This window comes from Helicobacter pylori (assembly GCF_003637685.1).
GTDB lineage: Bacteria > Campylobacterota > Campylobacteria > Campylobacterales > Helicobacteraceae > Helicobacter > Helicobacter pylori_CJ.
This window is the reverse complement of sequence record NZ_MVWW01000010.1, coordinates 1-21770: the sequence shown is the minus strand read 5'-3', so window position 1 is coordinate 21770 and position 21770 is coordinate 1. Positions and strand designations below refer to the sequence as shown.

At 37.8% G+C, this 21770-nt stretch carries 18 protein-coding genes; 8 read left to right on the top strand and 10 right to left on the bottom strand.

Annotated elements, in window-relative coordinates:
* Position 1: 1 nt before the first annotated feature.
* Positions 2-2905, top strand: a complete 2904-nt coding sequence (locus EAL44_RS06975; protein WP_121076230.1) for a DEAD/DEAH box helicase family protein — start codon at positions 2-4, stop codon at positions 2903-2905.
* Between the two features lie 54 nt (positions 2906-2959).
* Here EAL44_RS06975 and mreC read toward each other — a convergent pair whose 3' ends face one another.
* The 5 genes from mreC to fabZ are packed head-to-tail and all read right to left on the bottom strand — an operon-like array spanning position 2960 to position 7448.
* Positions 2960-3706, bottom strand: coding sequence for a rod shape-determining protein MreC (gene mreC, locus EAL44_RS06970; RefSeq protein ID WP_121076227.1), 747 nt, complete (start codon positions 3704-3706; stop codon positions 2960-2962).
* A gap of 3 nt (positions 3707-3709) precedes the next feature.
* Positions 3710-4753, bottom strand: a complete 1044-nt coding sequence (locus EAL44_RS06965; RefSeq protein ID WP_000577744.1) for a rod shape-determining protein — start codon at positions 4751-4753, stop codon at positions 3710-3712.
* A 52-nt stretch (positions 4754-4805) separates the two neighbouring features.
* On the bottom strand, positions 4806-6152 hold the full coding sequence (clpX, locus tag EAL44_RS06960; protein WP_121076224.1) for an ATP-dependent protease ATP-binding subunit ClpX: 1347 nt from the start codon (positions 6150-6152) through the stop codon (positions 4806-4808).
* A 1-nt stretch (position 6153) separates the two neighbouring features.
* Positions 6154-6966 carry an acyl-ACP--UDP-N-acetylglucosamine O-acyltransferase gene (gene lpxA / locus EAL44_RS06955; protein WP_121076221.1) on the bottom strand — a complete coding sequence of 271 codons (813 nt, stop codon included), beginning with the start codon at positions 6964-6966 and terminating at the stop codon, positions 6154-6156.
* A gap of 2 nt (positions 6967-6968) precedes the next feature.
* A complete protein-coding gene (gene fabZ, locus EAL44_RS06950) occupies positions 6969-7448 on the bottom strand; it encodes a 3-hydroxyacyl-ACP dehydratase FabZ (protein ID WP_121076218.1) in 480 nt (159 codons plus the stop codon).
* Between the two features lie 47 nt (positions 7449-7495).
* Between fabZ and EAL44_RS08010 the strand changes: the two genes are divergently transcribed.
* On the top strand, positions 7496-7645 hold the full coding sequence (locus EAL44_RS08010) for a flavoprotein oxidoreductase (RefSeq protein WP_121076304.1): 150 nt from the start codon (positions 7496-7498) through the stop codon (positions 7643-7645).
* Here the strand turns inward: EAL44_RS08010 and fliW are convergent.
* The gene (gene fliW, locus EAL44_RS06940; protein WP_120907546.1) at positions 7630-8019 is read right to left on the bottom strand and encodes a flagellar assembly protein FliW; all 390 of its coding nucleotides are present in this window, start codon (positions 8017-8019) and stop codon (positions 7630-7632) included. The genes EAL44_RS08010 and fliW overlap by 16 nt on opposite strands.
* A 415-nt stretch (positions 8020-8434) precedes the next feature.
* Between fliW and EAL44_RS06935 the strand changes: the two genes are divergently transcribed.
* The 4 genes from EAL44_RS06935 to EAL44_RS06920 all read left to right on the top strand — a co-directional run bounded on the left by EAL44_RS06935 (position 8435) and on the right by EAL44_RS06920 (position 12747).
* Complete coding sequence (locus EAL44_RS06935) at positions 8435-9097, top strand: outer membrane protein assembly factor BamD (protein WP_121076301.1); 663 nt, start codon at positions 8435-8437, stop codon at positions 9095-9097.
* A gap of 42 nt (positions 9098-9139) precedes the next feature.
* Positions 9140-11641, top strand: coding sequence for an endopeptidase La (lon, locus tag EAL44_RS06930; RefSeq protein ID WP_121076215.1), 2502 nt, complete (start codon positions 9140-9142; stop codon positions 11639-11641).
* Between the two features lie 8 nt (positions 11642-11649).
* Positions 11650-12477, top strand: a complete 828-nt coding sequence (locus EAL44_RS06925) for a prephenate dehydrogenase (protein WP_121076211.1) — start codon at positions 11650-11652, stop codon at positions 12475-12477.
* A 72-nt stretch (positions 12478-12549) separates the two neighbouring features.
* On the top strand, positions 12550-12747 hold the full coding sequence (locus tag EAL44_RS06920) for a hypothetical protein (RefSeq protein WP_162970401.1): 198 nt from the start codon (positions 12550-12552) through the stop codon (positions 12745-12747).
* Between the two features lie 57 nt (positions 12748-12804).
* Here the strand turns inward: EAL44_RS06920 and EAL44_RS06915 are convergent, their stop codons facing one another.
* The 3 genes from EAL44_RS06915 to EAL44_RS06905 all read right to left on the bottom strand — a co-directional run bounded on the left by EAL44_RS06915 (position 12805) and on the right by EAL44_RS06905 (position 18445).
* On the bottom strand, positions 12805-13668 hold the full coding sequence (locus tag EAL44_RS06915) for a DNA/RNA non-specific endonuclease (RefSeq protein ID WP_121076208.1): 864 nt from the start codon (positions 13666-13668) through the stop codon (positions 12805-12807).
* 278 nt (positions 13669-13946) lie between these two features.
* The gene (locus tag EAL44_RS06910; RefSeq protein ID WP_121076204.1) at positions 13947-15905 is read right to left on the bottom strand and encodes a site-specific DNA-methyltransferase; all 1959 of its coding nucleotides are present in this window, start codon (positions 15903-15905) and stop codon (positions 13947-13949) included.
* On the bottom strand, positions 15899-18445 hold the full coding sequence (locus EAL44_RS06905) for a DEAD/DEAH box helicase family protein (RefSeq protein ID WP_240448914.1): 2547 nt from the start codon (positions 18443-18445) through the stop codon (positions 15899-15901). The genes EAL44_RS06910 and EAL44_RS06905 overlap by 7 nt, the downstream gene beginning before the upstream one ends.
* Before the next feature lie 199 nt (positions 18446-18644).
* Between EAL44_RS06905 and EAL44_RS06900 the strand changes: the two genes are divergently transcribed.
* Together EAL44_RS06900 and EAL44_RS06895 are read left to right on the top strand one after the other, a co-directional pair.
* The gene (locus EAL44_RS06900; RefSeq protein WP_001155601.1) at positions 18645-19493 is read left to right on the top strand and encodes a biotin synthase; all 849 of its coding nucleotides are present in this window, start codon (positions 18645-18647) and stop codon (positions 19491-19493) included.
* Positions 19493-20371: a YihY/virulence factor BrkB family protein gene (locus tag EAL44_RS06895; RefSeq protein ID WP_121076201.1), complete on the top strand. Its 879-nt coding sequence runs from the start codon at positions 19493-19495 to the stop codon at positions 20369-20371. Before EAL44_RS06900 ends, EAL44_RS06895 begins: the two co-directional genes overlap by 1 nt.
* A 645-nt stretch (positions 20372-21016) precedes the next feature.
* Here EAL44_RS06895 and EAL44_RS06890 read toward each other — a convergent pair.
* Positions 21017-21520, bottom strand: coding sequence for a pyruvate kinase (locus EAL44_RS06890; protein WP_121076199.1), 504 nt, complete (start codon positions 21518-21520; stop codon positions 21017-21019).
* Between the last annotated feature and the right edge of the window lie 250 nt (positions 21521-21770).

Here is a 21770-nt window from a genome sequence, read left to right as displayed (position 1 = left end):
AATGGCAAAGAAAAAACAAGAAGTAAGGAATAATGAAATTTTTGTCGCTCAAAAACTCGCTGAAGAGGAATTGAACGCTAACGAGATTAACGATCCGTTAGAAATGCTGGACTTTAAAAGCTTTGATAATAATAAGGAGCTTTTAGATTACCAACAGCAAGCCTTAATCAACGCTTTTAGAATGCTTGTCGCTTATTTTAGGGATTTCAAAGAAAATAAAAAAGAATTTTACGCATTTTATCAAAAACATTATTCATTCGCCAATTGCGATTTTAATAAAAAGAAACTCAATCATTTGTTAAAAAACTCTTTTAAGGTAGAAAATAATTGCGTGAAGTTTGAAAATTTTATCAACCGCTTGGCCTTTTACATGGCCACAGGGAGCGGTAAAACGATTGTCATTATCAAATTGGTAGAGCTTTTAAGCGTGGCTATGGGAATGGGTTTGATCCCTAAGAAAAATATCATGTTTTTTAGTGCAAACGAGCATTTGATCAAGCAATTTGAAAAAGAAATTGAAAAATACAACCGCTATAAGGACTATTCCAAACAAATTGATTTCAAAAACCTTAAAAGCGTTACTAATAAGGATTTTTACCGCACCTCAAAAGATCTTTTAATGGAAAAAATCGCTCTTTTTTATTACCGCGCGGATTTAATGAGCGATGAAGAAAGCAAGGAAAACCTTTTAAATTATAAGGATTGTTGGGATAATGGGGAAAACTATGTGATTTTAGATGAAGCGCATAAGGGGAACAAGACTGAAAGCAAAAGACAGGCGATTTTTAGCCTATTATCTCAAAAAGGGTTTTTATTCAATTTCAGCGCCACTTTCACTGAAGAAAGCGATCTCATCACTGCGGTGTATAATTTGAGCGTGGGCGAGTGGGTGAAGCTTGGCTATGGTAAAGAGTCTGTTTTATTGAAGAAAAACAATTTAGGCGCTTTTAAGGAATTGAAAGATTTAAACGATAGGGAAAAAGAGATCGCGCTTTTAAAAGCGTTATTGCTTTTAGGCATGCAAAAACGCTATCAAACAGAAGGCTATTTTCATGACCCTTTAATGCTCGTGTTCACGCATTCTGTGAACGTGGAAAATAGCGATGCGGAAATCTTTTTTAAAACTTTAGCGCGCGTGATTGAAAATGACGATGAAAGCGATTTTTTAAAGGCTAAAGACGATTTATTAGAGGAATTGAAAGCCCCAGAATTTCTTTTTAGCGATGGCAAAGAACAAGAATATAAGGCTGAAGTTTTTAAAAAGGGTTTAAAGAGCATGGATTTTAAAGGCTTAAAAGAAGAGGTTTTTTATGCCAGTAACGGGCATATTGAAGTCATTATTAACCCTAAAAACAACCAAGAAATCGCTTTCAAGCTCAACACGAGCGACAAAATCTTTTGCCTGATTAGAATAGGCGATATTACAGAATGGATCCGTGAAAAATTAAAGAGCGTGAAGGTGGTGAGTAAGAATTTGAGCTTTAAAGAAGAGAGCTATTTCAGCCAGATTGATAAGAGCAGTATCAGTATCTTAGTGGGGTCTCGCGCTTTTGATACCGGGTGGGATAGCACAAGGCCTAGCGTGATTTTATTTTTAAATATAGGGCTTGATGATGACGCTAAAAAATTGGTGAAACAATCTTTTGGCAGGGGTGTGAGGATTGAAAGCGTCAAAAACCAACGCCAAAGGTTAGCGTATTTAGACATAGATGAAGCTATTAAAGACAAATTGAAACCAAACGCTGCAATGCTAGAAACGCTTTTTGTGATACCCACTAACCATGCAAGCCTTGAAGCGATTTTAAAGTTCCAAAAAGAGAGCGAAAATAGGGGCGAGAATAGAGGTTCTTGGCGTGAAATCAAATTAGAAAAAACGCCCACCATAAAACACGCCTTATTCGTGCCTTGCTACCGAAAAGAACAAACCAACGCTCTTCAAATTTCTCCAAGCGCTTCGTTTAAAATGAGCGAAAAAAATTTTAAGGATTTAAAAGAGTATTTTCATTTAATGAGTGAAAAGCATTTTATTTTAAAGCATGAAATTTATGACCCTAAAGATTACACGCTGTTAAAAGACATGATACAACAAGCACATTTTAAAAAGGTATCAACTTGGCATTATAAAGATTTAGACTACATGATTTCTGAAATTAAAGGCAAGCTATACCCCAATCAAAAAGTGCCTAAAGACGAGTTTAACGCCCTAGATAATGAGAAAATCGTGCATTTTAAAAGGATTAAAGTTAAGGCGGATAAAAAAGAAAAATTGATTCAAACCATCCAAGAAGTGAAAGAGTATGCGCCTTTGGATAAAGAAAGAATAAAAATCGCACAAGGCGAGATCGATCCTTATGATACAGAAAAACACAAACAAGACAGAACGTTCAAAGTTGGTGATGCAGAGCTGTTAAAACTCAAAGAGCATTACTACACCCCGCTCATTAAAGCCAAAAACTGCGATTGGCTTAAGCATGTGGTTAAGGTAAAGAGCGAGAGCGATTTTTTAGAAGAGTTGTTAAAGATTACCGAAACGCTGCAAGAAAACTATGATTTTTGGGCGTTCAGCAAGATTGATGAGCATTTAGACAATTTGTTTATTCCCTATATAGACAACGCTACAGAAAGGCGCTTTTTCCCTGATTTTATCTTTTGGCTGCAAAAAGGCGGCACGCAGATCATTTGCTTCATTGATCCTAAAGGGAGCAAACACACTGATTACGAGCATAAGGCAGATGCGTATCAACTTTTTGAAGATAAGGTTTTTAACCCTAAAGACGATCCCAATCTCAAAATCAAAGTGGTTTTAAAATTTTATGGGGATAAGGATGATGTGGGGGAGCGTTATAGGGATCTTTGGATTGAAAAAGGGAAACTAGAATATTTTTTTCTGGATTTAAAGGATTAGCCTGATTTCATTGAAAGGGGTTAAAAACGCGCTTGAATAGCCTTGAATAGAGCGCTAGTTTTTCACACCGCTCAAAAACACATGCCTTAAAAGTTTGGCTTCGCTTAAAAAAGCGTTTTTCAACACCGCGCTTTTATAAGTGTAATGATCTTCAACGCTTGAAACTTCGCCCACAAACACCCCCGCTCCAAAAATCCCATCTAGCCCGCTCGTTAGCACTTGATCGCCTATGTTGATTTCAGCGCTTGGGACAATGAAATCCACGACTAATTCTTGCTTGAAATTAGATCCTATAAAGCCTAAGACTTGATTTTTGCCTATCATCACGCTATAAGCGCACCGCTTGTGGGCGTTCAAAAACCCGTTCAAGCGCCCTTTTTCTAACACCGCAATGCCTATGGCTTGGTTGTGAGAAACAAGGCCATAAATCTTGTTTTCTTCTAAATTCACAATAGGGTTGAGAGAAACGCTGTGTGTGTCTTCTAAATTGATGAATGAAGTCATGAAAGTAGGGGTATAAGTCATTTTTGGATTTTCTAAAGGATAGATACTATTCAAACGCTCTTTCAAATCGGCGTTTTCTAGTTTTAAAGCTTCTAAAATCAAGCGTTCTTTTTGAAATTCCTTAATGTTTTGGGCTTGAAAAAAATACGCTTGAATGTTGTCTAGTAAGCTGTTTTTAGCGCTCATCAAGGCGTTTTTAATCCGGTCGCTGATATAAGAAGAACTGCCTTTAATGTCTAAAAAATAAAAAATAAGAAAAATCCCTAAAAGCCAAAGGAATTTAAAATAAAAACGCATGCATTATTCGCTAAAACCCACACGGCTGAGTAAATCCAAATCTTGTATGGCTTCTCCTGTGCCTTTGGCTACCGCCAATAAAGGCTCATCGCCCACATACACAGGGAGTTTAACCATATCGCTTAAATACTTGTCTAAGCCCTTAATCAAAGCCCCACCGCCGGTAAGCACCACGCCATTTTGCACAATGTCTTTCGCTAAATCCGGCTTCACTTCTTCAAGCACGCTCCTTAAAGCGCTAGAGATTTCTCTCACCTGATCTTTAATGGCTTCAAACACATCATCAGAGCTCAATTCAATCGTGTGCAACAGCCCGCTCACTTGATCCCTCCCTGACACTTCCATTGTGAGAGGCGGATCTAGTTTGATCGCGCACCCGATTTCAATTTTAATCTCTTCGCCGGTGCGCTCGCCTATCAACAAATTGAATTTTTTGCGGATGTATTCCACGATGCTTTGATCCAGTTTATCCCCAGCCACTCTAATGCTTTTAGAAATGACTAGCCCCCCAAGGCTGATCACGCCAATTTCAGTCGTGCCGCCGCCAATATCCACAATCAAACTCCCTTGTGGCTCTTTGACCGGCAAGCCTGCCCCGATCGCGGCTGCCATAGGCTCTTCAATTAAAAAGACTTCTCTAGCTCCTGCGCTCAAAGCGCTCTCTTTAACCGCATTCCTTTCCACGCTTGTCAATCCATAAGGCACGCACACCATGATGCGCGGTCGGATCCATGTTTTTCGTTTGTGTGCTTTTTCAATAAAATAGCGGATCATTTTAGCGGTAATGTCATAATCGGCAATCACGCCATCTTTCATGGGGCGAATCGCTCTGATGCTGTTAGGGGTTTTGCCTAGCATTTCCTTAGCCTCGCTCCCCACTGCCAAAATATCATAAGCTTTAGAATCAAACAACCCCATGCGCACCGCCACAATAGAAGGCTCATTGATAATAATGCCCTGCCCTTTGACCAACACGATCGTGTTAGCCGTGCCTAAATCTATGGCAATATCATGCGAAAACAAACCGATTAATTTGCTAAAAATCATGCCCTTTGTGATCCTTTGTTATTAAATTGAATTGAATTGATAAGCGTATTCCTTAAGGAAGAATTTTAGAATGCGTTTTAGCGATGATCAAAGGTTCAGCTTGCTTTAAAACGCAATCTTTAGTGATACGCACTTCCGATCCCTTAAGCTTGGGTAAATCAAACATAATATCCAAACAAAAATCTTCAATGATCGCCCTTAAGCCCCTAGCCCCGGTTTTTCGCTCTAAAGCGAGTTGAGCGATTTCTTTAATGGCTTCTTCTTCAAAAATCAAATCCACTTCATCCATTTTGAAAAGTTGCTGGTATTGCTTGATTAGGGCGTTTTTAGGTTTTTGTAAAATATCCACCATCGCTTCTAAACTGATGCTATCTAGCGTGCTTAAAACCGGCAAACGGCCAATAAGCTCAGGGATAAGCCCATAAGTTACTAAGTCATGGGTTTGGACTAAATGCAAGATCGCTTCTTGCTCTTTTTTGTTCATCTTTTCTTGAGTGAAACCCAACACATTCTGCGTGGTGCGTTTTTTAATGATTTCAGCTAGCCCGTCAAACGCTCCGGCGCAAATGAATAAAATGTCGCTCGTGTCAATTTGAATGAAATTGCCCTCAGGGTGCTTTCTGCCGCCTTTGGGGGGGATATTCACCAAAGAACCTTCAACGATTTTCAACAACGCTTGCTGAACACCCTCGCCAGAAACGTCTCTAGTGATAGAGCGGTTTTCTGACAAACGGCTGATTTTATCAATCTCGTCAATAAACACAATGCCTTTTTGGGCTTTTTGGACATTCCAATCGCTCGCTTGCAACAATCTTGTAAGGATATTTTCCACGTCTTCGCCTACATAGCCCGCTTCAGTCAAGCTAGTTGCATCGCTAATAGCGATAGGAATATCCAAATGCTTGGCGAGAGTTTGCGCCATTAAAGTCTTGCCCGATCCTGTAGGCCCAATCAGTAAAATATTAGACTTGCTCAACTCCACTTCTTCTAAATGCTCCAACTCCACATTGCTGTCTTGGTTGTCTTGTTTTTTGAGTTTTTCTTTAAAAGATAAGCGTTTGTAATGGTTATACACGGCTACGGAAAAAACCTTTTTAGCCTGCTCTTGGCCTATCACATAATTGTCTAAAACCGCCTTAAGCTCTTTAGGGGCTGGAATGCGAGAGAGCAAAAACTCTTCTTCATAAGCGCTGGATTCCATTCTCCTTAGTCTATCTCTTTTGAGCGCGAATAAAGAATCCGTTCTGTCGTATTTGTGCAATTCCCCATGCATCACATCTATACAATATTCGCACACGCACACATCTTTATTGAGATTGCTCGCAAAAATAATGCGGCGTTTTTTGGGATCTCTGGATTCTGGTTTTTTGCAAAAACTGCAATAAAGCGTTTCGTTCATTTTAATCCTCTTGTTTTTCTTCGCTAGAATATTCGCTTGACTTATACGCCACGCCCCTAGAACTCTCTAAAATAAAAGAGCAAATCTCTTTTACAAAAGGGTTATTGGCATGCTCTTCTAACTCTAATTTAGCACTCTCTCTTAAAGAGGGGATAGGGCGGAACAACCTTTTATAAAGCGCATAAATAAAATCAATATCCTTACTCTCTAGTAATTGGCGCATCTTGCGGCGGTTTAACCCCCTAATAAAAGCGCGATTGCCCTCTACGGTGCAATAAGGCGGCACATCTTTGCCTAAAGCGCTCTTACCGGCTATCATGCAGCCTTTAGCGATACGCACAAACTGATGGATTGCAGTAAGACCGCCAATATTGACATAATCGCCTATTTCAATATGCCCTGCTAAAGTTACGCCATTAGCCAAAATACAATGGCTGCCAATCACGCAATCATGGGCGACATGCACATAAGCCATGAGCAGGTTTTTATCCCCAATAAGGGTTTTTTTAATCCCCCCTTCAGTGCCGGGATTTATCATGCAAAATTCACGAATAAGGTTGTCTTCTCCAACAATCAGTTCGCTGTATTCGCCCTTGTATTTTAAATCTTGAGGCTGTGTGCCTAGCACGGCAAAAGGGAAAATTTCGGTGTTTTTCCCAATAAAAGTATGCCCTTGTAAGGTTACATTGTTATGGAGTTTCACGCCTTCATCTAGTTTGACGCCATCTCCAATCACGCAAAATTCCCCGATCTCTACGCCCTTATTAATCTCTGCTTTAGGAGAGATGATGGCTGTTTTTGCAATCTTACTCATTTTTATTCTCTCTCTGCGATCATGGCTTTTAATTCGGCTTCAGCGACCACTTTGCCATCCACTTGAGCCGTGCCGCCCACTTGCCAGATCATGCCCTTATGCTTTAAGACTTCTAAATGGTATTCTAATTTATCGCCTGGGGTTACAGGAATGCGGAATTTAACCTTATCAATCGTCATGAAATACACGATTTTTGTTTTGGCTATTTCAGGGTCAAACCCCCACAAGCTAGTGAAAGCTAAAAACCCTCCCGTTTGCGCCATGCCCTCTACGATCAAAACGCCTGGGAAAATGGGCTTATCCGGAAAATGCCCATTAAACACATCTTCATTAAAAGTGATATTCTTATAAGCGACAATTTTTTTATTGGCTTCTAACTCCACGACTCTGTCTATCAATAGCATGGGATAGCGGTGAGGTAAAATCTGTAAGATATGCTCTATAAAAAATTGAGATTGTAAGTTTGGATGGTTTTGTTCCATAAAATAAACTCCTTGTTTTGAATTGGACTAAAGTGCCATTTTTAGCGTTGGTTATTCTAAAAAATAACCGCTATTATACCACAAGAAAACCGCTCGCTTGTATTTGCAAAAACGCCGATGCATTGCGCCATAAGTTTAAAGAAACGCTTTGCACAAGCACTACTCATGCACCGCTCATATATCATTCATGCGTGTGACTTAGAATATTCTCTCTTAAATGATAGTGTGGGTATTTGTTAGAGTCCAAAACCACTTGCCCCATGAGCTGCTTGTCCAAATTGAAAATTAAAGGGGCTAAATAATTCACGGTGGAAAGCTCAATGGGGGTTTGAACCACCATGATATTAGCGACTAGAACGCTCTTGGCTTCCTCTAATTCTAAAAGGATTTTTAAGGGGGTAGGCACTTCAAATTCGTATTTTCTTAAAGCAAAGGGATTGACTAGCGTGAAAGACACGACAGAATTGTCTTCTGCGCTATTCAAACGCAAAAAGATTTCATCAACCTTTTGTAAGCGCATTTTATGAATGGTTTCAAACCCTAAGATAGGCGCTTTCACATCAAAAATCATAGGCGATTGCATTCCCTTTAAAAAAGCACAAAATCTTCTCCTTAAAGAATAAAAGACCGCCTTAAAACCAGCGCTCAATGATTTCTAAACTAAAAATCTGTATTATATCAAACAATTTTGGTAAAATCAATTTTTGCTAGTTTTGGGTATAATTCAATGACTGAATAACGATGAAAGTTTAACTGAATAATTATAAAATGTAACTAAGGAAGGAGTGAGGAATGAGCAAGATAAAACCACAAATCAAGAAAAACAATCCTAGTAAATCTCATTTTAGCGATGGGTGGTGCCCAGTGTGTATGATTGGAGAAATGGTCTTTAAAATATACAACGGAATTAAGAAAGCGAAGAAAAAATAAATTTGAGCGTGATGAAAGTTATTTTTAAAAAATTTAATCTTTACAAGACAGGTGGCATGCGTTTAAAACATTTTAAAACTTTCCTTTTTATCACAATGGCAATTCTTGTTATAGGCACCGGTTGCGCGAACAAAAAGAAAAAAAAAGATGAATACAACAAACCGGCGATTTTTTGGTATCAAGGGATTTTAAGAGAAATCCTTTTTGCTAATTTAGAAACAGCGGACAATTATTATTCTTCTTTACAGAGCGAACACATCAATTCCCCCCTTGTCCCAGAAGCCATGCTAGCTTTAGGGCAAGCGCACATGAAAAAGAAAGAGTATGTTTTAGCGTCTTTTTACTTTGATGAATACATCAAGCGCTTTGGGACTAAGGACAATGTGGATTATTTGACCTTTTTGAAACTGCAATCGCATTATTACGCTTTCAAAAACCATTCTAAAGACCAGGAATTTATTTCTAACGCTATTGTGAGTTTAGGCGAATTTATAGAAAAATACCCTAACAGCCGTTACCGCCCCTATGTAGAATACATGCAAATCAAATTCATTTTAGGGCAAAATGAGCTCAATCGCGCGATCGCGAATGTCTATAAAAAACGCCACAAGCCTGAGGGCGTGAAACGCTATTTAGAAAGGATAGATGAGACTTTAGAAAAAGAGACTAAACCCAAACCATCGCACATGCCTTGGTATGTGTTAATTTTTGATTGGTAGGATATTTCAAAACCATACAAATTTATAACAGAGAGATGAAAAATGACTGAAGATTTTCCTAAAATTCTGCCTTTATTGGTAGAAGAAGACACTTTTTTATACCCCTTTATGATAGCCCCTATTTTCTTACAAAATAACGCGAGCATTAAGGCGGTGGCTTACGCTAAAAACAATAAATCATTAGTCTTTATTGCATGCCAAAAAGACAAATTGAACGATAATGAAGCCCCCTATTATGATGTGGGGGTGATAGGCTCGGTGATGCGTGAAGCCAACATGCCTAACGGGCGTGTGAAATTGCTCTTTAATGGCATCGCTAAGGGGCGTATTTTAGAGCCTGCCAAAGAAAACGAGCAAGGCTTTTTGGAAGCTCAAATAAGCCCTATTGAATATTTAGAATACGATAAAGAAAACATTCAAGCGATCGTGGAAGTGTTAAAAGAAAAGGTGATCACTCTAGCCAATGTCAGCTCACTCTTCCCCCCGGATTTGATCAAGGCTTTAGAAGACAATGACGATCCTAACCGCATCGCTGATTTAATCGCAGCGGCCTTGCATTTAAAAAAAGATCAAGCGTATTCTCTTTTTGCCAACAACAACACCGAACAGCGCTTGTTGGATTTGATTGATATTGTGATAGAAGAAACTAAAACCCAAAAACTCCAAAAAGAAATCAAATCCAAAGTCCATCAAAAAATGGAGCAAACCAATAAGGAATATTTCTTAAAAGAGCAGCTCAAACAAATCCAAAAAGAGCTTGGCACAGACAAACAGCGAGATGAAGATTTAAACCAATACTACCAAAAACTAGAAAGCATCAAGCCTTTTTTAAAAGAAGAAGCGTTTAAGGAAATCAAAAAGCAAATTGACCGATTAAGCCGAACCCATGCGGACAGCTCTGATAGCGCGACTTTACAAAATTACATTGAAACCATGTTAGATGTGCCTTTTGGGCAATATGAAAAAAAAGCGCTTGACATTAAGCATGTCAAGGAGCAACTAGATAACGATCATTATTCCTTAAAAAGGCCTAAAGAGCGCATTGTAGAATACTTTGCCACCATGCAGCTTTTAGAAATACGCCACAAGAAAAATCCAGAAAAAAAAGACAAAGCTAAAGGCACGATTTTATGCTTTTATGGGCCTCCTGGCGTGGGTAAAACGAGCCTAGCTAATTCCATCGCTAAAGCGATAGAGCGCCCTTTAGTTCGGATCGCTTTAGGGGGCTTAGAAGATGTGAATGAATTAAGAGGGCACAGACGCACTTATATAGGCTCAATGCCTGGGCGTATTGTCCAAGGGCTTATTGAAGCTAAAAAGATGAATCCAGTCATGGTTTTAGATGAAATTGATAAGGTGGATAGAAGCGTTAGGGGCGATCCAGCGAGCGCTTTATTAGAGATTTTAGACCCTGAGCAAAATATCGCTTTTAGGGATCATTATGCGAATTTCAGCATTGATTTGTCGCAAGTGATTTTTATCGCTACCGCCAATAATATTGACAGAATCCCAGCTCCCTTAAGAGACAGAATGGAATTTATCAGCGTGTCCAGCTACACGCCTAGCGAAAAAGAAGAGATCGCTAAAAACTACCTCATCCCCCAAGAATTAGAAAAGCATGCCCTAAAGCCTAGCGAAGTGGATATTAGCCATGAGTGTTTGAAACTCATTATTGAAAAATACACTAGAGAAGCGGGCGTTAGGGATTTACGAAGACAAATCGCAACGATTATGCGTAAAGCGGCTTTAAAATACCTAGAAGATAACCCGCACAAAAAAGGGCGAACCAAGAAAAACGAAGATAAAAAAGGCGAAAATGAAGAAAACAAAAAAAGAGGCGGAGGCGAGAGTAAAGATTTCTGCGTCTCTGTCACACCCAACAACCTTAAAGAGTATTTGGAACGCATGGTGTTTGAAATTGACCCCATAGATGAAGAAAATAAAATCGGTATCGTCAATGGTTTGGCATGGACGCCAGTGGGCGGTGATGTGCTTAAAATTGAAGCGGTTAAAATCAGGGGTAAGGGGGAATTGAAACTCACCGGGAGTTTAGGCGATGTGATGAAAGAATCCGCTATCATCGCTTTTTCTGTCGTTAAAGTCTTGCTAGATGAAGAAAAATTAATAGCGCCTAAAATCCCTAGCGAGTCTCTTAAAGACACAGAGGGCAAGAAAAAGAAAAAAGCGCTGAAAGTTTATAACGCTTATGATTTGCATTTGCATGTCCCTGAGGGGGCTACGCCTAAAGACGGACCGAGCGCTGGGATCGCTATGGCGAGCGTGATGGCGAGCATTTTGTGCGATAGAGCCACAAGAAGCGAAGTGGCAATGACGGGCGAATTGACTTTGAGCGGGGAAGTTTTACCCATAGGAGGGTTGAAAGAAAAATTGATCGCTGCTTTTAAAGCCGGCATTAAAACCGCTCTCATTCCTATCAAAAATTACGAAAGGGATTTAGACGAGATCCCTGCTGAAGTGCGAGAGAATTTAAACATCGTTGCGGTGAAAAACATCGCTGAAGTGTTAGAAAAAACCTTACTTTAGAAGTTGGCATGAAAGCAGGCATTATTGGTTTAGGGCTTATGGGGGGGAGTTTAGGGCTAGCCTTACAAGAATGGGGGCGTTTTAAAAGGGTTATAGGCTATGATCATAACGCTTTGCATGCTCAATTGGCTTTGACTTTGGGGCTTGTAGATGAATGCGTGGAATTTGAAAAGATTTTAGAATGCGATGTGATTTTTCTGGCCATTCCGGTTGAGGGCATCATTGGATGTTTGAAAAAAATGACCTCTATCAAAAAAAGCGCAACGATTATTGATTTAGGGGGGGCAAAAGCGCAAATCATTCACAATATCCCTAAAAGCATCCGTCAAAATTTCATCGCCGCACACCCCATGTGCGGGACAGAATTTTATGGCCCTAAAGCGAGCGTTAAGGGGCTGTATGAAAACGCTTTGGTGATATTGTGCGATTTAGAAGATTCAGGGACCAAGCAAGTAGAGCTCGCTAAAGAAATCTTTTTAGGCATTAAAGCGCGCTTGATTAAGATGCAATCCAACGAGCATGACACCCATGTGGCTTATATCAGCCATTTACCCCATGTTTTGAGCTACGCTCTAGCCAATAGCGTTTTAAAGCAAAACGACCCAGAGATGATTTTATCTTTAGCGGGTGGGGGGTTTAGGGATATGAGCCGTTTGTCTAAAAGCTCGCCTTTAATGTGGAAAGATATTTTCAAACAAAACCGAGACAATGTCTTAGAAGCGATTGAAAAATGCGAAAAAGAAATCGCGCAAGCTAAGGCTTGGATAGAAAATAGCGATTATGAAAGCCTTGCAGAATGGATGGCACAAGCGAACAAGCTCCAGGAGTTCATGTAAAATAATTTAAAATTTTGTATATTGTTGTTTTTAGGGGTGCGAGAAGCGAAATGGGGTATTTGGATTGTTTTTATGGATTATAGGCTGTTTCATATGGATAGCATGGATTTACCCAGCAACCAGCAAACAACCCTAAGAGATTATCTTAAACTCGGATTCATTGTTGTGTTTGCCATAATTGTAATCATAATTTCATCTCATTCCTCTAACGCCTATAAAACCCTTATCGCTTCTAATAAAAAACCAGTTTTAAGCCATTTAGAAATTTGATTTCTTAAACCTTTTTATCCAAAATACCGGTGTTTTACGGGCATTTTAAGAGCGGTTTTAATACTTCTTAGCGTTGTTAAGATACTTAGGCAATTCATTCAACTCATTGTTTTTATTGTTCTTAAAAACCACCTGCTTTTCAACTCGCTCATATTCTTTACAATCTTTTCTCATTTCTTGTAAGGGATATTTTTGGTTGTCATTAGGGATATAAAAGCATTCGCTTTTAGCGTTTTCATAGCTATCCGTTAGGCTTGTATCATAGTGGTACCAAAAGCCGCTAGGGATAGCGATATTCTTAGAGCTAAAGGTTTTATAACCTTGTTTGATGATGGTGAGTTCTTCTACTAAAACTTGATGGTATTTTTTGGCCAAATTACGGCCCTCTTTTTCCACCAATAAAACAGAATGCCTGTTGGTGTTTTTGGCTTCAGGGGTGATATTAGTCATTCTGTAAGTCTCTCTTAAAGGGTTAGAGGCAAAATCAAAAGAAGCGTCATTCGCCACAAAATGCCCCCTATCAAAACCGCTTTTTGTGTAGTCTTGTGTCGTGGCTTGTTGGTATTCGGCTAATCGTGTGTCCGTTTTAAACTCATAGCGTTTTTCAATATTGTTTTTATCCACTAAATCCCCAAACAACACGCTCACGCCATAAATAGGGTTTTTTAATTCGCTAGAATAACACACCGAATAGAAGTTATTTTTTAAGACTTTACAATCAATGTTAATGAGCATGCCATTAGCGTTATGAGTGGTATCGTGATTTTTAGCGGGGTTAGCGCTATTGACTTGATCCTTGATTTCATTAAGCTTTTTAGCGGTGTAGCTGTTAATAGCCTTAGTGAAATTATCCAGCATGTCCGCTTGGAGCCCACTCATAGCGATCAGGCTAAAACAGAGCCAGTTTTTAAAGGTTTTCATGTTTCACTCCTTGTTGGTTGGCTTGAATACTACAATAATATTTTTAATAGTTTATTTTTAATGATCTTTTTTATTTTATAGCGAGTTTATAGCGAGCGGATGCTTACTACTAGCGGATTAGTTATCCTTATGTCAAGCAGAGCTAAAAATTTTTTAGCCCAAGCGTTTAAATTCCTCTAGCTTTTAAACCACATTGTTTATTCTATATTGTTTATTTTTGCCCACTAAATAGGCATAGCGTTTTGATGCGTTAAATGGCACGCATTGAATGATCAAACTCAAGAATAAAAAATTTCATTGTATTTTTTAGTGATCTCATCTATCTCCCATGCGTCTTCGTCAATATCGCCCAAGTTCAAATAGTCTTCATTAGAGTCTAAAGAAGCGCAACATTTTCTTTTTTGCTCGTTTAAATCTAAATTGTGGAACTCTTCGCTGTCAATTTCATCCATCTTATTATCGGCGCGTTTTAAAATGCGCTCATTTAGATCGTTAAAGATTTTTAGGCATTCGCTCGCGCTTTTAGCGTTAAGGATTTGTTTTTTAATTTCTAGATTCACTTCTTTCAATTCAGCATAGACAAAACTCCCGCCCCCTTTAAAACCGCATTTTTTAGAAATGCCCCCTTGCTCGCCCTCTATGACTTTTTTCAACCTTTCTTTAGTGATGGTTTCTATATAGTCCATTTGCTCGATGCCAATGTAGCGGCGTTTCATTTTGTGCGCCACCGCGCAAGTCGTCCCGCTCCCGGCAAAAAAGTCTAACACGAGGTCGTTTTCTTGGGTGGCTGACCTTAAAATAATTTCTAGTAAATGTTCTGGCTTTTTACCATTTTTTAAAATTACACCCCCTTCTTGTGCAACTCCTCCTGTTGTAACAATTTTTTTCCAAATATCACTTAAAAATACAGATTGGTTGTTTTTTGCAGAAACTAATTCAATTCTTGCCGTATCTGTGTTTCTATTAAAATCTGTCCTTATGATTTTAATATTTTCATGAGAATTTTTTAAAGCATAAATTTGAGAATTAAAATGTAGAGTAATTGCCTTATCCCTAAGTGCTATATTAGGTTTTGATGCAAAAATTCTATATGAGTTTTCAAACTTCCATTCATCTTGTTCTTTGATATTATTATTTTGCAAATATTGACTTAAAGGCATGAGCCTATGACAAGATAAAATCTCATTAAGTTCTTTTTCGTTATTACTAGCAATTAAAGTATCTATTGTATTAGAAATATATTTTGACAGCGTTGGAATGATAATGTTATATTCTTTATCCCATTTTCTTTTTTGAACTTTCTGTATTGTTAAGCATACATTTTCCTTATTTTTTGCATAAACCAATATATACTCTTTAACCTTTGGAAATTTTTTTCCTTGAATTGCATGTTGAATTTTATTTCCTGACTCATTGCTCATTTCACACACTATACAATTCACAAAATTCTCTCTAAGAAAAATCTCATCCATTAAAACCTTTAAATAGGCTTGTTCGTTGTCATCGCATTGCACAAAAATCACGCCATCATCGCTTAAAAACTCCCTAGCCGCTTCAAGCCTGTTTTTCATAAACACTAGCCAAGAGCTGTGGTTAAAATTATCGTTATAGTTAAAGCTGTCATTACCGGTATTATAAGGAGGATCAATGTAGATGCATTTCACTTGTTTAGCGAATTTCTTTTTTAAAGAATGCAGAGCGATCAAATTATTACCCTTGATAAGGTAGTTTGTGTTTTTATCTTTTAAGGCGCTTTCTAAATCGCCTTGTCCATGCATTTCAAAATGACACAACGCTTTCGGGCTTAAAAGCGTGTCAATTTCTTTTTTATGCAATATTTCATGGTAAAAAAGCTCGTTAGATTTGGTGTTGTTATCTTTAGCGTTACCGAGTAAAACATTGTCTTTAAAAGGGAAATTCAAAACGACTAATTCGCTGGATTTGATAGGACGCCCTTGTGAATATAATCCTATTTTATTTTTAAATCTTGTGAAAGAGCGATCTAATTCTTTTATTTCTAAATATTTTTCTAAACATTCCGATAGTGCTTCTTTATTGAATACGAGCGAATTAGCGATCGTTTTAAAAAAAGCGTTTTTATAGTCGTTAGCGTTTTCATGCTCAAGCATGAAAGTTAAAAGCTTTTCATCATGTTGTATGATTAAAGTCTCTAAGCGTTCTTTAGTGAAATGATTAATTAAAGTGTCTAGTAGGGTTTTGAGTGGGGTTTTTAACATTTGTGGTCCTTAAAAGTTTGATGGAAAGCGGTTGCAAATTCATCATTTACTGCTTTATTATTATGGAGCGTGAAAAAAGGCAAGCCTTTTAAATGGAGTTTTTTGTTATGGCTTTTAAGCGTGGCGTTTTCTAGCATTTCTAAAAATTCTTTTTTCCAAGCGTTAGAAGGCTCTAAATGTTCGCCTTTAGCTTCCATGTAACAAGTGAAGCCTAAAAATTCATCTTCATGCGTTTGAGCGAAAAGGATAAAATCCGGCTCAAAACCTTGCGCGTAAAAGGGGCTATTTTCTATATTGCAATAAATTTTTAATTCAGCGAAATGATCGTTCCTTAAAACGCACCATTCTTTGAATTTCTTGTCTAAAACCTCTTTATTTTTATTGATAAAATCTAAAAAATCCCTTTCTAAATCGCTGTCTAGTTTTCGCATGTCCTTAAAAAGCAGCCATTCATAAAAGGGAATGTCTTTTTCCAACTCGCTAGCGCTAAGGCTTTTATTGTGCGTTTCAAATTCTTTTAATTCTAACGCGCTCACGCTAGGTTTATCTTGCTCTTTTAAAAGCGTGTCTTTTAAGTTTTCAATGATATAAACAGCGAGCTTTAAAAGCGTTTTGTTGTCGTCAAACTTTTGGCTTTTATGAAAGTTTGTTTTTAATGAAGAAACATACCGCTCTATAAATCCCACTTTATTGTTAAAGGCATGTTTTTTAAAGGCTTTTTTAAGCGTTTTGAAATCCAGGTTTTTTAAATTAAGGGCTTTTAAAAAATAGTTTAGGGGGATTTTATCTAAGGTGTGGGGTATATAGTAAGTTCTATCGCCTTTATTTTCTTCTTTAAAATCCACTTGCTTTTCACGCACATCAAAAGCAAATAAAGGGACATGCAAACTTTTGATTTTAGCTTCAACAGAGCCTGAATAATCCATATTGAATAAGTTTTTATTCTTGTCTTTTGTATTGCTCGCATAGTAGCATTTGAAACGCTTGGTGGGCGTTAAGGGGATAGTTGTTTTTTCCTTTTCAATGAATCCTAATCCTAAATCTTGTAACTCTTTTTTTAATTTAGCGATAAACTCGCTGTCATAAATGGCATGGTAGTCTAATCTCTCTAGCGCGCTTAAGGGGTTGGAAAAATCAAACTTGCGTTGGTAAAACTCTATGCGGCTTGGCTTGAAATCGTTGTAACTAAAGGGGTAGTATCTCGCTCCTCGCCCTATGAGTTGGGCGTCTTTAATGGTATCTTTTTGATTCGCTTTATTTTTAAGCCTGACAATGTCAAACAAATTCAACACATCCCAGCCTTCATTGAGCTTATCCACGCTAAAAATCACTCTTTTTGGGTTGTCTCTGTCTTCTAGGGAGTTTAGTAAAAGCATGCCTTTTTCTAATTCTTTTTCGTTATTGGTGTTGATCTGGGTGCTTTTTTTGAATTTCGTTTGCAAGAATGCCACAAGATTAGCGGTGTAATTTTTCTCATCAAAAAAGTTTTTAGCATTTTTAAAAAAAGCGTTACGGCTGTGATTGAAAAAATTTTCTAAATCTAAAGGGCTTAAATTTTCTAAAAAGGTGTTGAAGCGCTCTTGATTTTTTTTACTCTCTTCAATCCTCTCGCTTTTAAACAAAATACATGGTTTAAAGTTTTCAATATTGTGGTGTTGGGCTAGTAATTCTTTATACAAACTGGAAACGCATGCCCCTAAAAAGCGCGTTTCTAATTCTTTGTTTTCATAGGAAAGGGAGTAGATGTTTTTGCAAAATTTATCCTCGCTAAATTCTTTTAAGGTGTAAGTGATCACTTTTAAGTTTTCATATTTTTCTTTAACGCTTTTTTCTTTAGGGATAGTGGCGCTAAATTCCAGCAATAAATTGTCTTTATTTTGTTCTAGGGCTAATTTCACCACGCTTTCCCAGTTGCGTTTTTCGTTAGCCTCACTATCATTTAATTTCTTTTTAGTCTCTGTGTTTAAATGGTGCGCTTCATCCGCTAAAAAAACTAATTTTTGATCTTTTAAATCCTCTATGGTGATAGCGTTTTCTTTAGCTCTAGTGAATAATGAAAACAAGCCTTGAATGGTGCTAAAATAAATGTTGATAGCGTTGTTATGGCTTTCGTTTAAATTATTGATGCTTTTAATTTCTATGTTTTTGTCATTGATATTGATATTCTCGCTAAAAAGGTATTTTGATGAAACGCTGTCTGTAAAATTCAATTTCGTTTTTTCTAAAATGCTGGCGCTATTCACAAAAAAGATAAAGTTTTGATAGCCTTGCTTGTAGCATTCTAAAATCAAACCCGCCATCACTAAGGTTTTGCCGCTACCGGTCGCCATTTCAAACATGAAATGCTTTTGAGTTGGGTTAAATTGGCGTTTTTCTAAATAATTATATATCGCTTGCTTTTGGTAATCTCTAAGCTCTTTTTTTAAATTACTGGTGATATGGGTGGGTAGATCTATCTCTTCATTATTTTCTTTATTATTGGGTGCGTGATTTTTTATCGCTGATTGGGGGGGGTAACTTTGAATGGATGAATCTTGCATGAAATCCCTTAATGAAAAAGTGAAGAAATTATAGCGTAAAGTTTTAAGATTGACTTTAGAGGTGCGAGCTTGAATTAAAATCAAACAAAGTTTTAGTTTTAATATTTAATGGAATAAAGCCCTTAAAATCAAAAGCGATTCTTTTTCTTTGCTATAATCAATCTCAAAAAACCAACTTTTTTAAAACAAAGGAATGATTATGCAAGAGATTTTTTTATGTTCTATTTCCAATGTGCGCAGTGGGGATTGCAAGGAAGATTGCGCTTATTGCACGCAAAGCTCACACCACCAAGGAGCGATCAAGCGCTATAAATTTAAAGATGAAAAAGTGGTTTTACAAGAGGCTAGAGCGTTAAGGGAATTAGGGGCTTTAGGGTTTTGTCTGGTTACTTCAGGGCGCGAATTAGACGATGAAAAATGCGAATACATCGCTAAATTAGCTAAAGCCATCAACAAAGAAGAATTGGGCTTGCATCTAATCGCATGCTGCGGGCGCGCGGATTTGGATCAACTAGAGTTTTTAAGAGATGCGGGCATTCACAGCTATAACCATAATTTAGAGACTTCGCAAAATTTCTTCCCTAAGATTTGTTCCACGCACACATGGGAAGAAAGGTTTATCACATGCGAAAACGCTTTAAGGGCGGGGTTAGGCTTGTGCAGTGGGGGGATTTTTGGGCTTAATGAGAGTTGGGAAGATCGGATTGAAATGCTCAGGGCGCTAGCTTCACTCTCCCCGCACACCACGCCGATTAATTTTTTCATTAAAAACCCGGTATTGCCCATTGATGCAGAGACTTTAAGCGCGGATGAAGCCCTAGAATGCGTGCTTTTGGCTAAAGAGTTTTTGCCTAACGCTAGGCTTATGGTGGCTGGGGGGCGTGAAGTGGTGTTTAAAGATAACGACAAACAGGAAGCCAAGCTTTTTGAATACGGCATCAATGCGGTGGTGTTAGGGGACTATTTGACCACCAAAGGCAAAGCCCCTAAAAAAGATATAGAAAAACTGCTCTCTTATGGCTTGACAATGGCGACAAGCTGTCATTAATGAGAGAACTTTTTAAAAGCGTTAGAGGGTTTTTACGCCTTCTTAAAATGATTTTCCCCGAGCGTCTGAAAAACGCCTTTTTGGGCTTGAGCGAATTGTTTTACTACGCTTCCAGCTTGAGTTTTTATACGATTTTGTCTTTATCGCCTATTTTGTTGTTTGTGTTTAGTCTTTTTGTGTCTCATTACTTGCAAGCACACAGCGGTGAAATGGAAGCCTTGATTTTCCCTAACGCTCCTAAACTCATTGGCGCGATTAAAGATTTTTTAGAAAATTTTAAAAAAACAGACATGACTTTAGGCACGCTTGAAGAGATGTCCATTGTGGTGGCGTTGGTGCTTTTTTGTGAAAACTACCGCTCCATCGCATCAAAAATTTTTGACGCAAAGCCCAGAGATTATGTGCATTTTAAGGGTAAAGAAATCTTTTTATTTTGGGGGTTTGGCACGACTTTAGTGTTTTTATTCGCTCTGCCTTTGGTGGTGTTTTTTGATATTAAGATCCAAGTGTTTTTTGAAGATAAAGATTCAAGCTTGTTGCATGTTTTAAGATGGATAGGTACTTACGCGTTTTTTTTGATCCTTTTTACCATTCCCACGAATAAGGTGTTTAAACATTATTTTTGGGTGTTTTTATGGGTGTTTTTTACGAGCGTTTCTTGGCATGTGTTAAAATGGGCTTTCACCTATTATGTGTTATACAACCGCACCTACCATGAGCTGTATGGGAGCGTTTCTATTTTGTGGTTTTTGATGAGTTGGGTGTATGTGAGCTGGTTTGTGATTTTAATTGGCATGTATGGGTGCAAGGTGTGTGATGCATTCGATCCTAAAGAAGTGTTTAAGAAATTTTTAGGCTTTTTTACAAAAGAAACTTGATGAAAAAGTTTTCTTTTAGATCGGTTCTAAAAATCTAAACACAAACCCCACAACACCCCAAACTAAAAAGCTAAAAACAAAAGAAATAAAAAAGCAACACTCACGGAATAAAGAATAAAGAATAAAAATCTAAAACGCTAGAAGCGTTTCTTACAATCAAACTAAAGAGCTTGATTGTAAGCGATAACTTTTTAAAGAATAAAACTTTCTAAAAACATTTCTTAGCGCTCTTTAGAATTTAAGTGCAGTTTAGGGATTTTAAAAACTTCATAAACTTCCTTTAAAAAAAAGCTTAGATAAGAGTTTTATTTATATTCCCTAACGAATAAAACTTTTTTCTTAAATCCATGTTTAATTGATGCGGACTCTTTTCTCACCAAAGGTATTAAACTTCCTAAAAAATTGGATTTTAGATCTTATGTTATGATTTTAAGTTTTATTTTATCGCTTCAGATTTTATTTTGTTTTCAAACTCGTTTTCTTAACCCTAAAAACTTTGAATAAAACCATAAAACATTAAACCACCAAACAAACAAAACAATGAGTCAATAATGAAATAAGATAAAAAGCAAGACTAAAAAAACATTTCCCTATCCCTGCACCGACCTACATTCCCACCCTTGCAAAGGGTAACATGTGAGATTTTTAAACTAAGACAACTCTTTCACCTTTGGCTTTTAAGGCTTCTTGCACCTTTTCATACCACCCCATAATGATTTGCGAGGTTTCTGTCCCCGGACTTACGCACTTATTTAAAGTGCCTCTACCCTGTGGGATCGTCTGCCCCTCTTTTGCCCAATCTAAAATCTTAACGGGTCGCCTGTAATGTATCCAATCCACTAAAGGGTATTCTTCTTCGCTAACACATAATGCCCGATCTTTGTGAATGTTATACGCCCCGCCGATGACTTGTGCGAGCGCTACAAGTTGTTGTCCATGCTTGATGGCTACAATGTCATTCACCCGCATCACTTCTAAAAAATCTCTAATTTGTCCTTTGCTCTCTTCCCAATCCGCTAAACCAATGAAGTGGTATTCTTCTAAAATTTGGCACACATCATGCACATCCCATCTTACTTGCAGATGTTGCTGATGGATTTGCATGTGCCAAAATTCTTGAAAAGGAATGCTTGAAACATCTACGACCATAAAAACCTCCTAATTGTTGGTATTCTCTACCCATTTTCTTAATTGCCCATACCTCTCATCTCCAGAAACTGAGAAACTTTAGCGTAAAAAACTAAATAACCCCTAAACAAACAAAACAATTAGTCAATAATGAAATCAAATAAAAAGCAAGACTAAAAAACATTTCCCTATCCCTGCACCGACCTACATTCCCACTCTTGAAAAGAGCAGTATTATCAGCGATGAAGAGCTTGACTTCCAGGTTCGGAAT